General features: G+C 31.4%; 12 protein-coding genes. 1 reads left to right on the top strand and 11 read right to left on the bottom strand.

Annotation, left to right across the window (positions count from 1 at the left end):
* Window positions 1-111: 111 nt before the first annotated feature.
* Window positions 112-2,067 (top strand): PTS fructose transporter subunit IIABC, encoded by a 1,956-nt coding sequence (locus tag AB8B23_RS03575; RefSeq protein WP_369713467.1) that lies wholly within the window; start codon window positions 112-114, stop codon window positions 2,065-2,067.
* A 172-nt stretch (window positions 2,068-2,239) separates the two neighbouring features.
* On the opposite strand, the gene AB8B23_RS03570 is transcribed toward AB8B23_RS03575, so the two are convergent.
* The 11 genes from AB8B23_RS03570 to AB8B23_RS03520 all read right to left on the bottom strand — a co-directional run bounded on the left by AB8B23_RS03570 (window position 2,240) and on the right by AB8B23_RS03520 (window position 15,253).
* Window positions 2,240-3,574 carry a hypothetical protein gene (locus AB8B23_RS03570; protein WP_369713466.1) on the bottom strand — a complete coding sequence of 445 codons (1,335 nt, stop codon included), beginning with the start codon at window positions 3,572-3,574 and terminating at the stop codon, window positions 2,240-2,242.
* A gap of 401 nt (window positions 3,575-3,975) precedes the next feature.
* Window positions 3,976-4,335 carry a YbaN family protein gene (locus AB8B23_RS03565; protein ID WP_369713464.1) on the bottom strand — a complete coding sequence of 120 codons (360 nt, stop codon included), beginning with the start codon at window positions 4,333-4,335 and terminating at the stop codon, window positions 3,976-3,978.
* Window positions 4,336-4,365: 30 nt separating this feature from the next.
* A complete protein-coding gene (locus AB8B23_RS03560; RefSeq protein ID WP_369713463.1) occupies window positions 4,366-4,881 on the bottom strand; it encodes a flavodoxin family protein in 516 nt (171 codons plus the stop codon).
* Window positions 4,826-6,190, bottom strand: coding sequence for a radical SAM protein (locus AB8B23_RS03555; RefSeq protein ID WP_369713461.1), 1,365 nt, complete (start codon window positions 6,188-6,190; stop codon window positions 4,826-4,828). Before AB8B23_RS03555 ends, AB8B23_RS03560 begins: the two co-directional genes overlap by 56 nt.
* Before the next feature lie 6 nt (window positions 6,191-6,196).
* Window positions 6,197-6,976: a DUF2470 domain-containing protein gene (locus tag AB8B23_RS03550; protein WP_369713460.1), complete on the bottom strand. Its 780-nt coding sequence runs from the start codon at window positions 6,974-6,976 to the stop codon at window positions 6,197-6,199.
* Window positions 6,977-7,021: 45 nt separating this feature from the next.
* Complete coding sequence (locus AB8B23_RS03545; protein ID WP_369713459.1) at window positions 7,022-7,885, bottom strand: ABC transporter substrate-binding protein; 864 nt, start codon at window positions 7,883-7,885, stop codon at window positions 7,022-7,024.
* 18 nt (window positions 7,886-7,903) lie between these two features.
* Window positions 7,904-8,704, bottom strand: coding sequence for an ABC transporter ATP-binding protein (locus AB8B23_RS03540; protein WP_369713458.1), 801 nt, complete (start codon window positions 8,702-8,704; stop codon window positions 7,904-7,906).
* Window position 8,705: 1 nt separating this feature from the next.
* Window positions 8,706-9,686, bottom strand: a complete 981-nt coding sequence (locus AB8B23_RS03535; RefSeq protein WP_369713894.1) for a FecCD family ABC transporter permease — start codon at window positions 9,684-9,686, stop codon at window positions 8,706-8,708.
* Between the two features lie 358 nt (window positions 9,687-10,044).
* Window positions 10,045-12,036 carry a TonB-dependent receptor gene (locus tag AB8B23_RS03530; RefSeq protein ID WP_369713457.1) on the bottom strand — a complete coding sequence of 664 codons (1,992 nt, stop codon included), beginning with the start codon at window positions 12,034-12,036 and terminating at the stop codon, window positions 10,045-10,047.
* 325 nt (window positions 12,037-12,361) lie between these two features.
* Window positions 12,362-13,966: a PAS domain-containing protein gene (locus AB8B23_RS03525; protein WP_369713456.1), complete on the bottom strand. Its 1,605-nt coding sequence runs from the start codon at window positions 13,964-13,966 to the stop codon at window positions 12,362-12,364.
* Between the two features lie 396 nt (window positions 13,967-14,362).
* The gene (locus AB8B23_RS03520; RefSeq protein WP_369713455.1) at window positions 14,363-15,253 is read right to left on the bottom strand and encodes a 5-methyltetrahydropteroyltriglutamate--homocysteine methyltransferase; all 891 of its coding nucleotides are present in this window, start codon (window positions 15,251-15,253) and stop codon (window positions 14,363-14,365) included.
* Window positions 15,254-15,255 lie beyond the last annotated feature (2 nt).

The raw sequence follows: 15,255 nt of genomic DNA, 5'->3' as shown, positions 1-15,255 counted from the left end.
AACTTAAATTAAATTTCAATTTGAGTAAAATAATGATGATTTTTGAATCGAATTTTAAAGTGGTTTTATTATGTTAAATGCAAAAATAAATTTAATAAGGATGGTATAAATATGAAAATATCAGATTTACTGATTAAAGATAGAATAAATCTGGATGTAAAATCTACAAATAAAGTAGACATTATAAAAGAACTTGCAACATTGCATGAAAAAACAGGTGTCTTAAATGACTATAACGGTTACGTTAAGGCGTTGATGGCAAGGGAAGAGCAAAGTTCGACTGGAATTGGGGAAGGAATTGCAATTCCGCATGCAAAAACAAAATTTGTAAAAGAGCCTGCACTTGCTATGGGAAGAAAAACTGAAGGAATCGACTATGATTCATTGGACGGAGAGCCTGCGACACTGTTCTTCATGATTGCAGCTCCAGATGGTGCAAACAACACTCATATTGAAACACTTGCAAGATTATCGCAATTATTATTAGATGATGATTTTAAAGCGGCACTAGAAAATGCAAAAACTGCTGACGAAGTATTAGATATTATTAACAAGGCTGAAGCAGAGAAATTTGCAGAAGAAGAAAAGAAGGAAGAAGTACCTGTACAGACTTCATCTGATGAAAATGCTCCTTATATAATCGCAGCAACAGCCTGCCCAACTGGAATTGCTCACACTTACATGGCTGCAGAAGCATTAAAAAAAGCTGCTGATGAAATGGGAGTAAACATAAAAGTTGAAACAAATGGTGCTGACGGTAGAAAAAATGTCTTAACTGATGAAGATATAAAAAAAGCAACTGGTGTAATTTTAGCAATTAACAGAAATATTGAAGTTAACAGATTTGATGGTAAACCATTGATTCAAGTGGAAGCAAAGGAAGGTATTAACAATGCAAAAGCATTAATCCAGCAAGTTTTAGACGGAAAAGCGCCTATTTTCCATGCAAGCGGTTCTTCTACAGCTTCTTCTGAAACATCTTCATCTGAGAAAAAAGGACTTTATAAACACTTATTAAGCGGAGTTTCTTATATGCTTCCATTAGTAATAAGTGGAGGAATATTGATTGCGTTGGCATTTTTGGTTGATACTTTGGCAGGAAAAGGAAGTGCAGAAAATCTTGCTAAATCTATAAATAATGATAACCCTAGAGAAGTATATGGTTCAATCACAACATTAGCATATATACTAAAAAAACAAATTGGAGAAATTGCATTTGATTTGTTTATACCTGTTCTAGGAGGGTATATAGCATATAGTATAAGTGAAAGAGCGGGGCTTACAGCAGGATTAGTCGCTGGAGCAATGGCAAAAGCTGGAGGTTCAGGTTTCTTAGGAGCGTTAGCTGGAGGGTTCTTAGCTGGTTATGTAGTTAAATTTTTAGTAAAAGCATTAGCAAATTTGCCAAAATCATTAAATGGATTAAAAATGATCTTGTTTTATCCTGTTTTATCTGTTTTAATGACAGGTTTAGGTATGGTTTTGGTATTAAATCCGATAGTTTCAATAATAAATACAGGATTAAATAACTGGCTTACTTCAATGAGTGGAGCAAGTGCAGCATTGTTAGGATTGATTTTAGGTGGAATGATGGCAATAGATATGGGAGGTCCTGTAAATAAAGCAGCCTATGTATTTGGTGTAGGTTCTCTGGCAGCAACATTGTCTTCTGGAGGAAGTATTCCAATGGCAGCAGTTATGGCTGGAGGAATGGTGCCACCTATCGCAATTGCATTAGCATCGACATTATTTAAAAATAAATTTACTGAGCAAGAAAGAGAAGCAGGACTGTCAAATTATGTAATGGGATTATCATTTATTACAGAAGGTGCAATTCCTTATGCGGCAGCAGATCCGAAAACAATTATTCCAGCAAGTGTTGTAGGTTCAGCAATTGCAGGAGGATTAACAGGTTTATTCAACATAAAAATACCTGCTCCACATGGTGGAATTTTAGTAATGGTATTAAGCAACAACTTCTTATTGTACTTAGTAGCAGTTATTATTGGAAGCATTATTTCAGCTCTTATATTAGGAGCATTAAAACCTGTTATAGAAAAAGACTAAAATTTAAATATATTTTATAATAAATAACAAAAAACCGCTTTATTTGATTAATTCATTTAAAACGGTTTTTTCTATTTTAAGTAATAATAATTTTAAAATAATCTTAATACCAAATGCTCCGACGGATTAGTTTATGGTAGACTCTGTTTAAAAAGTGAAAATTATATTTTAATTATTTGAAAATATTAGGTTTTCTTTTTTTCTCATTTTCAAATAACATTTTTATCGTATTCGTATTTTCCTCTTCATAATTTATTTCCAGAACTTCCTTAATTTCATTTCCAAAATAAATCATTTTTGCCTCATTCGTTATCGCCTTTGTCAATTCAAAAACACTATTCTGTGTCAAAATCTTCTCTGCCATCTCAAAACTTTCCAGACTGTTCAAATGTGAATCAAATGCCATTTCAATCATTGCTCGTGCATATCCTAAATCTGCAGAGTTTTTTAAATATTTAAAATAGTTATTCTGTAAATTTGTTTCTGCTTCAGAAAATTTTTGACTTTGCAGTTTTGAAAGTTTATAGAAAGATTTATAATTCTCATTTTTTGCAGATATTTCGTACCATTTTATCGCCTCGTAAAGATTGCTTTGGTGTTCACTGTACTTTCCAAGCTGATAAGATGTTTCTGATCGTATTTGTTTCAGAAAATTATTTTTAAAAATCCTTTTTAGTTTTTCATATTTATCAAATTCTGTAAATTTTCCATAATATTTAGCCAATTCTACATTTCCATATTCACTATATTCAATTGATTTTTTATAAAATTTTTCTGCTTTTTCTATTTCTCCCAATTTCTCAAGATTTTTAGCATTTTCTACAAACTTTATATATTCCCTGCTTTTTTCATCTCCAAGCATACATTCAACATTGTATAAAATTTCTTTTGTTAAATACAAAATCTGGCTTTCATTCAGCAGTTTATTCTGAATTTCCTTTATTTTTTCAGCATCATTTCTCCAAAAATAATATTTGGCAAATTCATATAGATTTTTAGCACTCTCGCCGTATTGCAACAAATAATAAAAATATCCGTCTATTGCCCAGAAATTTTGTTCTCTTATCGCAAAATAAAATAGCTTCATAACAGACTCCTCAGAAAAATTAAAACTGGTAACATACCAATTTCTAGCCAAGTTTATATTTCCGCTCTTTTCCTCTAATAACCCTAAATAATACCCAGCCTTTATAATCCCATTTTCAAAAGCAATATACAAATTGCTCTCTGCCTTGCTCAAATCCCTCTCACAAAAATAATAATACTTCCCAAGCTCATAGTACCCCATCCGATGAAGTCCCTTCATCTCATCCAAAACATTTCCCGCTCTTTTAAATTCTCCCTTTTTTATAAAATCATTAACTTTTTTAATATTCTGATTATACTCAAATACATTCTCCTCTTCATTTACCACACTTTTCGTCTTTTTTTCCAATTCCTCCAAAGTCCGAACATTTATAAAAATATTTCCAAGTCTTTGATTTATACCTTTTAAATAATTTTTCATCTTACTATTTCCCCCATCTTTTATTTACTTATTTTTTTCTATTATATCATATTTTTTAAAAAATTTATTCTTAAGCATTATTTCTATTTAAAATGTATCAAGTTATGATTACTAATAAATAATTTTTAAATTTTTTTCTTTATTTAGTTTTCGTAGGAATGCTCATTGTCACAAATCCTTCACCTACGTCTAGACTATGGCTTTTATTTAAATTTACAATGACTTTATAAAATGAAAAAAATTTTTATTATACTAAATCCCATTTTAATAACGAATTTATTACAAACTTTTCTAATAAAGTATATAAGTCTAATATTTTTAAGCAATTCTAAGATATAATCCTCGTTTTTTAAAGAAAAACTAGTCAGAGTTGCAAAGGAAAGGAGTTTATTTCCCTTGTTTTAAAATTTTGTTTTTATTTTAAAAATAAAATAGTAATATTTAAAAACTTCCAGCAAAACAAATGCGCTTCTTACATAAGGATTACTAAATTTAATTATTGGAAATAGCATCATTCCGCTTGAAAAAATTAATATTCCTATTTTGGCTTTTAAACTCATACTTCTGTTTTTTTCATAGTCTTCCAGATGGTTTTTATACAGCTTTGTTGATTTGAACCATCTATCAAATCGCCTTGAGCCTTTTACAAAGCAGAAGCTAGCTAATAATAAAAATGGTGTTGTCGGCAACCCTGGCAGAAAAGCTCCTATAAATCCCAACGCTACTGCCAGTAATCCTGCAATTACATAAATTATTTTCACAATTTACCCTCCTTATTTTTATTCTTAATTTTACAATCCTCCAAATATCCTTTTAGCATTTTCCATATCCTTTTCGTCTGGATGTTTTGCCGCTTCTGCCCATCTGGCTTCTCTTTCTGGAGTTGCTGCAAAAGGCCCTGCTATGCCTTGTTTTGTCATTTCACGAAATTTATTTATTAGATTGGGATCAATCGCACCTTGACATACAAATGTTTTTTCTACAATGTTTCCATTTTTTTCCAGCAATTCTCTAACCTTTTGTACGCATTTTTTGGCTCTGTCTGTTTCGGGATTTCCGCCCATTGTTAGAAAAAGTCCAAGTTTTTTATTTTTTAAATTAGTCAAAAACTCTTTGGATTTTTCATCAATCTCGCCTTTGTCAATCCAGCCACCAATAATAATTTTCTCAAATTCATTCATATTTACAGTGTTTATTTCGTTTACATCCACTATTTTTTTATCTGTATCCTTTAAGACTGAAAAAATGGTATCAGCTATTTTTCTTGTGTTTCCTGTTGATGTGGAAAAGACTACTAGACTTGACATCTTTTGCACCTCCTAAACATTTTTTTAATATTGTTGCACTTATGTTGTTTCCCCAGAAAATTCCTTCTGGCGTCAGTTCTGTGTGAGTTTCATGAATTTTCAAGTATCCTTTTTTTTCAAAATTTTCAAAAATCTTATAAATTTCATCAAACATTTCATCGGAAACATATTCTTTTAATTTGTCAAAATAAACTTTCGGATACTGTAAAAGTCCGCTTATTCGTTTCATCTTCATTTCATTTTCATCTGAAGAAATCGCATAAAATGCCTTGTCCTGACTCAATCTAAAAATTTCAAAATTATCAATTTTTCCGCCTGCACCTACTCCAATCGGCAGAATATCCTTCCCTTGATGTGTATTTCTTATATATCTATACTCATCCTTTCCTTTTCTGACAATTTTTGTATGCTCCATTACTTCATAATCTCCACTTTCAAGCATGCTTTTAAGAAAAGCGTCATGCAGTTCAAAGTCTTTTTCCAGTTCATAATTCAGCTCCAGCGTGTTATTTCGTATATCCTTAGACATTTGAGAGCCTTCATAAATCATAAGTGAATAAAAACTTGTGCTGTCAATTTTGAGCTCCTTCACGATTCTCGCATCTTCCAGCACCTCCTCAACCGTTTCATCGGGATAATTGTAAATTATATCAGTACAAACCATTCCACTAAAACTTTCTTTAAGATTTTTCAACCTTTTTACAGTTTCTTCCTTTAAAAAAGTCCTGTTCAGAATATTCCTTCCTCTGTCAGAAAAAGTCTGAATTCCAACACTTAGCCGATTTACTCCACCTTTTTCTAGAATTTTTATTTTTTTTGGATTTAAGTTGTGCAATGTTGTTTCAAGTGTAAATTCACAGTCGTCTGTTAACGTAAAGTTATCATTTATAGCCTTTAAAATTCGTTCCAGCTGATGCTCCTTATAAATAGTTGGCGTTCCACCGCCAAAGAAAATTACATTTATTTTTTTACTTTTCATATAAGGCGTCTTTCCGTATTTTTCAAACTCTGAGACAAGAAAACTTGTGTAATCTTCCAAATCATTGTCAATCTGCTTTCGATTCAAGTTGCAAAATGAACAGATTTTATCGCAGTATGGAGTATGGACGTAAATTGTTCCAAGTTCATTTTCCGCAGGTTTCTCCATTCTTTCCAGCAGTTCCGCTTCTGTTCCAAATTTCTTATTTTTCCTGAAATAATCCGATACAATTCCCGCCGAATCATTATGTGACTTAAATCTTTTTGGGAAAATTCCCTGCTCCTCTAGATTTGGCTCTGAAATTTCACCTTTTCGCATTTCCTTTGGCATTTCTTTTCAGCTGTTTTCAGTTCCTCCTAGCGTAACTTCCACAATTCTTCTGTCCTTTGTGATGTCAAAAGCCTGTCTAGGTCCTTTCACATATCTTCCACTTGCCAATTTTGCTCTTACCAAATGAAAAACTGGCACATTTCTAGTCATTTGTATTGAAAAGTCATTTTTTTGAAATTCATCTAAAATCTCATTGTAGTAATCATTTTTTTCTAAAAACTCAATTTCTGCATTGTATGTAACTCTTTGTCGTATTGACGGCACCATTGCCTGTCCTTCATCCTGAATAAACAGCAAACTTGCTTTCCCATTTTTCTTAAAATTTTCAAAATATGCTTCTGTTTCATTAACATATAAGTAACTGTCCCCGTGATACTTAAAAAATGGTGCATAACTTGCATTCAGCTCTCCTTCTTCCGACACAGTTCCAATTATAACCGATTTAAAGTTTCCAATAAAATCACTTATTTCCATTTTCATTTTTTCCTCTTCCTGATGCCCCTTGTCCTTGTAATGTTCGGGTGCAGGCACATTCAAGGCTTTTCTTGCAATTTTTGCCATTTTTATCATTTCCAGATGGATTCCTTTAAAATCAGTCTTTTTGGTAAATTCAATCTGAACTCTCTCATTTCCGTTTACAAGTAAAGTCATCCCCTCTTCATTCACATCAATCAGCTTTGCTTCCTTCACATCTTCTCTCTTACAAAAATGCCTTACATACAAAGGCAAAACATCTCCATGATCGTTATTCATATGATCCAAAATTCTTTCTATGCTTATATCCATTTCTTCACTCCTTCTATTTTAATTTAATAAATTTTCCTCAGAATATTACTTTGTAACTGCTTTTGCAATTTCTTCAATCTGATCAATAATTCTTGGCGAGCCTCTTAAAATCTGCGATGAATTTACAACAATAAATTTGCTGTTTTTTATTGCATTTACGTTTTTTAACTGTGGATTTGTAGCCACAATTTGAGATGGATTTGGTAATAATGTAATTATCATGTCTGGATTTTCCTTTATTATAAATTCAGGCGTTACAATTGGATTTCTCCCCTTCTGATTTTCTGCGATATTCTTAATATTCAACAATTTCATTATATCATTTGGTAAATTATCGTTTCCAAACACCATAAGCGGTGAAGCTGACATAACAAACAGCCCTTTTTTATTGATCGTTGCCATCTTTTTAATTTCTTCCAGCTTTGCTCTTTTTTCAGCAATTATTTTATTTGCTTCATTTTCTTTCCCCAGCATTTTTGCTACTTCCATAAAATTGGTAAATATTTCTTCTATCGAATTTGCCTGAATTCTTTTTGCTTCAATGTTATTTGATTTAAGCCCATTATTAAGGTTGTCATCTGTAAGAGCTGACGTTATAACCAAATCAGGCTTTAAGGTAATTATTCTTTCAAGCGATGGCTTTATAAAAGTTCCCACGCTCTCAAGTTTTGCAACCTTTTCTTCAGGCCATACCTTTGAACGCTCCAAATTAGCAACTCCCACGATTTTATCTTCTGCTCCAAGCATATAAATCATTTCAACAGTCGCAGGATCCAGCACAACAATCCTATTATATTTTTTATTTTCCTCTTTTTTACCATTTTCAGCATTTTTCTTTGAACAAGAAACTATAAATATCGAAATAACTAACAATGCAAAATAAAAAGAGTTTTTTATTATTTTTTTCATTTTCTCAATCCTTTCCTATTAAATTTTTTTAGGTATTACATACAAAAGTTCATTATTTTCCACAATCTCACATTCGAATCCATAAATTTCAGAAAAAATCTCCTTTTTGTAAAGCTCCTTTGGACTCCCTGAATATGCAATTTTTCCATCCTTTAAAAACATCACATTATCACAGTACATCGAAGCCAGATTCAGATCGTGTAAAACCATCACAGCCGTAATCTTTTTCTCCTTCACAAAATCCGATGTAAGCTTCATAATTTCAAGAGCATAATTCATATCCAATGCAGAAGTCGGCTCATCCAGTAAAATAATCCTCGTTTCCTGCACCAATGCCCTTGCCAGTAGAACACGCTGAAATTCTCCACCCGAAAGCGAAAAAATCGACCTGTCCCTAAATTTTTCAAGTCGCAACTTTTCCAAAATCTTATTTACCTTCCGCTCATCTTCCTTATCAAACCCAATCCATTTATTCTTAATATGTGGCGTACGTCCCATATAAATCATTTCGATTACACTTATCGGCATATTCAAAGCCGACTTTTGAGGAACAAAACTTATTATTTTTGCCATTTCCTTATAACTATACAAACTGATATTTTTGTCAGAAATCTCAATATTCCCAGTTTCTATCGGAAAATATTTCAAAATCATTTTCAAAAGTGTCGATTTCCCACTCCCATTTGCACCAAGAATCCCAACAAATTCACCTTTTTTTATATTTATATTTAATCCATCAATTATCTTTTTTTGGGAATTATCATAGCTAAAACTTACATTTTTTATCAAAATTTCTGAATTATTATTTCTACTACTCATCCTATCCACCTTTTTTCCTTCTCATCGCCAAATATAGAAAAAATGGTGCTCCAAAAAATGAAGTTACCACTCCTATCGGAATTTCCGTCGGTGCCAAAATTGTACGTCCAATCGTATCACAAATCAGCAAAAACAGTCCTCCACCCAATGTTGCTAAAGGCAGTAGTCTAGTATTACTTCCACTTTTTAGCACAATCCTTACCGTATGCGGTGCAATAAGCCCAACAAATCCTATCATTCCAGTAAATGCCACAGAAAATCCGACAATCAGTGCCGAAACAATCAATAAATTCCTTTTTAGCTCATCTACATTCACTCCAAGCGAATGTGCCTCTTCATCCCCACTCATCAGCAAATCCATCTCATATCTTTTTAAATAAAAATAAACGACAGAAACTACAAGCGGTATCATAAGAACTCCAATTTTCAACCAAGAAGCACTTCCCATATATCCCATCATCCACGTTACTATTCTAAAGGAATCCTGCCCAATCAAATACATACTGAACGACGTAAATGCCCCTAAAAAAGACGAAATCGCAATCCCAACAATTAAAAGCACCGCCACATCCGTCTTAGTCCTGCTTCTCGAAATTCTAAAAATTATCAGCGCCACGATAACCGATACAACAAATCCGCAAATTCCATACATAACATCAGGAAAATTAAAGACATACGCAATAACCGCTCCAAGCGTAGCACTAGCCGAAATACCAATTATATAAGGATCTGCCAACGGATTCTGAAAAACCGACTGCACAACTGCCCCTGAACTAGCCAGCAACATTCCTATCAGCACTGCCATAATAATTCTCGGCAACCTCACATCAATTATTATCGATTTTATAGATTCATCCCTCATTTTCCCCCAAAAAAGACTCCTAAATATATCTTTTGCCGAAATATCCACAGTTCCTATTTTCAAAGACAAAAATGCTATTACAATTATAAAAATTATTAATACCAAATATATTTTCCACATATTTTTATCAATTTTTATATATTTCTTTTTCTTATTTTGAATTTTCATATTTTACTTTAATCCTTGTCCATAAGTTAAAAATTTTTATAAATATTTTTTCTATAAACAAAATTAATCATACTTTTATTATAATAACAACTATTGCAATACAAACTAATTTCCAAGCGAAATTGTAAGGGCATGGCGTCTGATGCCCTTACGTTAAAAAGAAATTATAAATATAAACGAAAAAATAATTATTAACTAAAATATTTTAAAACTTAGTACAATAATTTATATAAAAAATTTATTTATAAAATACAGCCAAACAACTTTATAACAATTGCTTGACTGCCACTTTCCATATTTAAAATTATTTTTAGAAGTTGTAACTTACACCAACATAATATGTTCTTTCAGCTTCAGGAATGTAACTATTTCCGTTTTTATATTTATAGTATTTTTTGTCAAATACATTTTTAACTCCTGCTTGTACACCTAACCCTGTTTTATGAGCATAATTTACCCCTAAATCTGTTGTAGAATAACCTTTTATTTTTTCATAATTATCATCCACAGAGTTTGAGAAATAATTAAGGTCAGCTGTTAGGTTTAATCCTTTCAGGATTTCATAATTTGCTCCTAAAGTTGCTTTTGTTTTTGATACATAAGGAATTTTTTTATTTTTGTCTGTACCTTTGCTAATTTTTGCATCCACATAAGAAACTGATTCATTTAGTCTAAATGTTCCAAAATATTGCTCTGCAAATAGTTCTACACCTTTTCTTTCTGTTTTCTGCAAGTTTTTATATGTCCAGTTTAATCCATGTCCACTTGGCATATCAATTAAAATTTCATCATTTTTATTAGTATAGAATCCTGTCAAGCTTACAAATGAAGGTCCAATCATGTCTTTTATACCAATTTCATAAGTATCATATTTTTCAGATTTCAGATTGTTTAACACATATCCTCTTGTAATTGATTTATCAACCATTTCTGTTGGACTTGGAGATCTGTATCCTCTTTCATATTTTGCATAAACATTCCCTGTGTCGGAATATTTAAAGTTTAATCCCGTTTCATAAGCATTATTGCTCTTTTTAGTATTTTTATTTATAACATTTGTTCCATCTGTTCTGTGAATATCATAATCAGCATGTTCATATCTATAACCTAAAGTTCCCTCAAGCTTGTCTGTAAGAGAGTGTCTTCCTTGAACAAATGCTGAATGAGTATTTTTTTGCAAATCAATGTCTATAGTAGATGTTGGGAATAATCTTCTGTTTCTCATATACATTGCACCATAAGAACTTCTGTTTGAATTATTTTTTATATATTCATATCCAAAGATTACATTTCCTAAACCATAGTTATATTTACCTTTTAAGTCAACTCCAGTTTTTCTATCTTTAAACTGTCCATCCGTCTTATGAGTCATTCTTCCAGCCGGTGCTTCCTGATCATAATCTCTAATTGTTTTCTGATTATATCCTAACAATGAGAAAGTTAAATTGTCAGTAGGCTTAATTTCATAATTTAGGCTGTATTCTGTTCTATCCAAATCAGATTCTGTCAAAGTTGTTCCTGCCTGTTTTCTATCATTATTTAACTGAGTTTTAGTTATACCGTCAGATTCTTTTGATTCTTCCTTGTATCTTGTAGCTTTAAATCTTAATGTCTGATTATCAGCGATGTTATATGTAAATCCACCTCTTAAATTCTCACCATCTCTTTTGTCCCCACGTCTATACCCATTTCCATTAACATTTTCGTATGCTAAATCTAACAAGAAATTATCTGCAAATTTTATGCTTGTTCCAAATCCAAATTTATTTGTATCAAATGAGCTGTTTTGGTAGTAAACCTTATTTTTTACAGGCTCTTCCTGAGTTTTCTTTGTAATTACGTTAATTACTCCACCAGCAGTCCCTCCACCATAAAGTACAGTCCCTCCACCGTTAATAATTTCTATCTTTTCAATATCTTCAACTGAAATTGAATTTAGAGGTAAAATTGCATGCGACATATCAAGTATGTTTAAAGGAGACCCATCCACAAGAACTTTTACATTTTTAGCAGCTCCCTGAACTCCCTGTCCTCTTACATCAACAATATATCCAAATCCATTATTCACAAAATTTACACCTGGTGTACGTTTCAATATCTCTTCTATAGTGTTATATCCTTTATTGTGTATATCCTGAGCTGTTACAATTGTAGTATTCTTAATTTGATTGCTCTGCACATCATCAAATCCCGTGGCTGTTACTACTGATTCTTCCAATTTTACATTAAATGTGTCATTATCATCTCCAAATGCCATCATTCCAACTACAATAAAACTTAAAATCGCTAATTTTTTTAACATGTTTTCCTCCTCATTCCTATGTATTAAATTCTTTAATTTCAGTTAATTTTTCTCCAAAAATACTTTGATTATAAAAATATTTTACTACATAAATTTATAGTTGTCAATGTTTTTTTTAATTTATAATTTTAAGAAATACGATATTAAGAGAGTTGTTTTACACTTCCAGGAATTTAAACTATTAAGAATTGTTAAAAAAATTTGTTACAAATCAAACTGGGATTTCCAGTATTTTTTATTATAATCTAAATTAAAAAGTATCCGAATGACTTTATTTTCATCAAACAGATACTTTTATTTTCTTTATGTTTATTAATTTCAAAATTTATTTATTTTTATTTTCTTCTTCATCAATTTTAGCCTCAATCATCATAATCAAATAATCAAGTTCCAATTCCCCTCGCATTGCAATCATTTGAAGAGTCGCTATTTTAGACATCATCATATATTGAACAGGATCTAAAAGACGTTTATATTCTGGAGAAATTAATGGCATATATTCTTTAATATACGGATATTTTTTAACAATATCGCCTATTACAGTTTTTGCAGTCAAATTATACTTGCTTGTAAATACTTCTCCTGTTTCTTCTTTTTTCTCATCTTTACCTTTATTTTCCCATGTTACAAGCCTTCTTTCTCCTGTAAGACTTCTAATTCTAGTAACATCCTGCATCATTTCCAGAACACCTTTAAACACTCCATTTTCATCTCTTACAGCCACATAATAGATATAAATGAATTTTCCACGCATTTCCAGCCAAAAGTCAATCTCGTCCTGCTCCCCTTTTCTAAAAGCGTCTATTATTTCAAGTACGGAACTGACGCTTTCTCTTGGATGGCAGTTTTTAACATCACGCCCTATAACTCCTGCACTTCTTGGGAAAACCCTATGTTTAGTATCCGTATAGAATTTCACAATTTCATTTTCATCCACAAAAGACAAGTCCACAGGCATATGCTGAAAAATAAGATTAATCTGTTCAAGCGTTAATTTCCCCTGCTTTACATCAAAAACTTCATTTTCTTTATTTTCGCTTCCCATATTATATTTTGCCATAAGACTTGCAAGGTCATTCATAAAGTTTCCAGCATTTTGATTATTCTGAACATTAGTTTCTGATTTTACAGTTTTCTCTTTTACAGACTGGTTACTATTGTCATCTTGTTTTTCTATGTTTTCAGGATAAAATCCAGTTGGTTTATCAATTAGGAAATACCCAATTTCATCATCTCCTGCACGCATTTGCTTAAATTCTTCTTCATTAATCATTTTCATGGAAGTTGGAAAAAGCACTTCTTCTTCCTTATGCATGATATCAAGCGTCAATTCCCACACATTTTCCTGTTTTTCCAAAAATTCTTCAATTTTATCATTTTCAAGCAATTTATATGCTTCACTTATGCTATCTCTCACGTTATTATCAAAGCTCCACATTATTCTTGATGGACGGTCAAACCCTTTTTTCTCTAATATTGAAAATAATTGATGCTGTTTTCTTGCAAGATGTGTGGGGTTAAATTGAGATAATTTTTCATAAAGTTCAAGCCATCTGTTCTTTATAAACTTTTTCCCAAACTCTTCTTTCATTTCCGCAATCAGCTTTCTAGCCGCTTCATTTTCCAAAATATACGTATTTATCGGATGCCCCTCAGGCAAGTCAAATTCATCCTTCACAATAATATCCTCAAAAAGCCCTAAAACATCATTCATCTTGTCATGAACCGTATTGTCATCAAATCCAAGTTCTTTAATTTTTTGCTCTGAATAAGCAAATTCGCTCGCTGTCATCTTGTCAAAGTTTTCTTTTATCAATTTTTTAGTAGTCTCAAAATCAGTCTTTCCTTCAATATAATCTTTTTTTATTTGAGTCATTTTCTCGATTTTCTCAAGATCTAATTTTAGATAATTTTTCATATCCTGTGCCATAATAACCACCTTCTATTTTTTATAATCTTTTTTCAACCAAATAAAACTTCTTTTTTAAAATTTTAAAACCAAATTTTATATGATTTTATTGCTTAAATAATATACACTAGTAACATTTTATGCCAAATTTTTAAATTACTGCTATTCTTCTCAATTATTAGAAATATTTAATTTTGTTAATTTATACTCAAACCTATTTAAAATTAAACTACTAAAATTATATAGATTTAGGGTTTGAATAAAATAGTCATAGCCTTTTGAGTTTATTTTTAAAGCAGTTTTACTATAACATAAAAAAGTTCAATTATATTTTGATTCTCAAACCTATTTTAACATATTTTCATAAAAAAAAGTGTGATAAACAACACACTTTTATAAATATAAATCAAATTATTATTAATTTTCTCCCCATACTTCATCTGAAATTTCCTTAATAAATCTAAGTTTTGCCCATTGCTCCTCTTCTGTAAGCCTATTTCCTTCCTCTGTTGAAGCAAATCCACACTGCGGACTCAAATAAAGCCTGTCGAGCGGCACATATTTTGAAGCCTCTTTTATACGTGCAATTACACTTTCCTTTTCCTCCAATGTTGGATTTTTAGAAGTTATTAATCCTAAAACAACTTTTTTATCTCCAGAAACTTTTGCAAGTGATTCAAAAGTACCTGCTCTTTCTGTGTCAAATTCCAAATAATAGGCATTTACATCTTCTTTTCCAAAAAGCTCATCTGCAATTTTGTCATATCCGCCTTTCCCAAACCAGGTAGAAGCATAATTTCCACGACAAACATGCGTATTAATTACCAAATTTTCTGGATTATTTTGAAATACCCTGTTATTTATATTTAGAAATCTTTCTGCAAATTCTTGCCTGATAATTTCTTTATCCCTATCACTTTTTTCAATAAATGAAGCAATAAAGTCATCGTCTACAAGACAACCCCAAGTACAGTCATCAATTTGCAAAGTTCTAAGTCCTTCGTTATACAAGTCATTTATAACAGTTTTGTAGGCACTGACAATATCGTCTTCCAATCCTATAAAATCAGGATAAACTTTAAGAAGTGCCGCCACATGCTTATCTTCCCTTACTAATTCTGCATAAAATTGTGCTGGAGCAGGTATCGTAAATCTAGCTTCCACACCTTTTTTATCTTTTACTAAATCTCGCAAAAATGTATAATGTTTCACAAATGGATGATTTTCCCCACTAATTTTTCCAGTAACAATCGCAGTATCATCACGGGTAACAACACCATTAAATTCATAACCTTTCTCAGCATGCACAT

Source organism: Leptotrichia sp. HSP-342 (genome assembly GCF_041199995.1).
Lineage (GTDB): Bacteria > Fusobacteriota > Fusobacteriia > Fusobacteriales > Leptotrichiaceae > Leptotrichia > Leptotrichia mesophila.
Note: the sequence above shows the minus strand (reverse complement) of the source record. Positions and strands in the feature narration are given on the sequence as shown.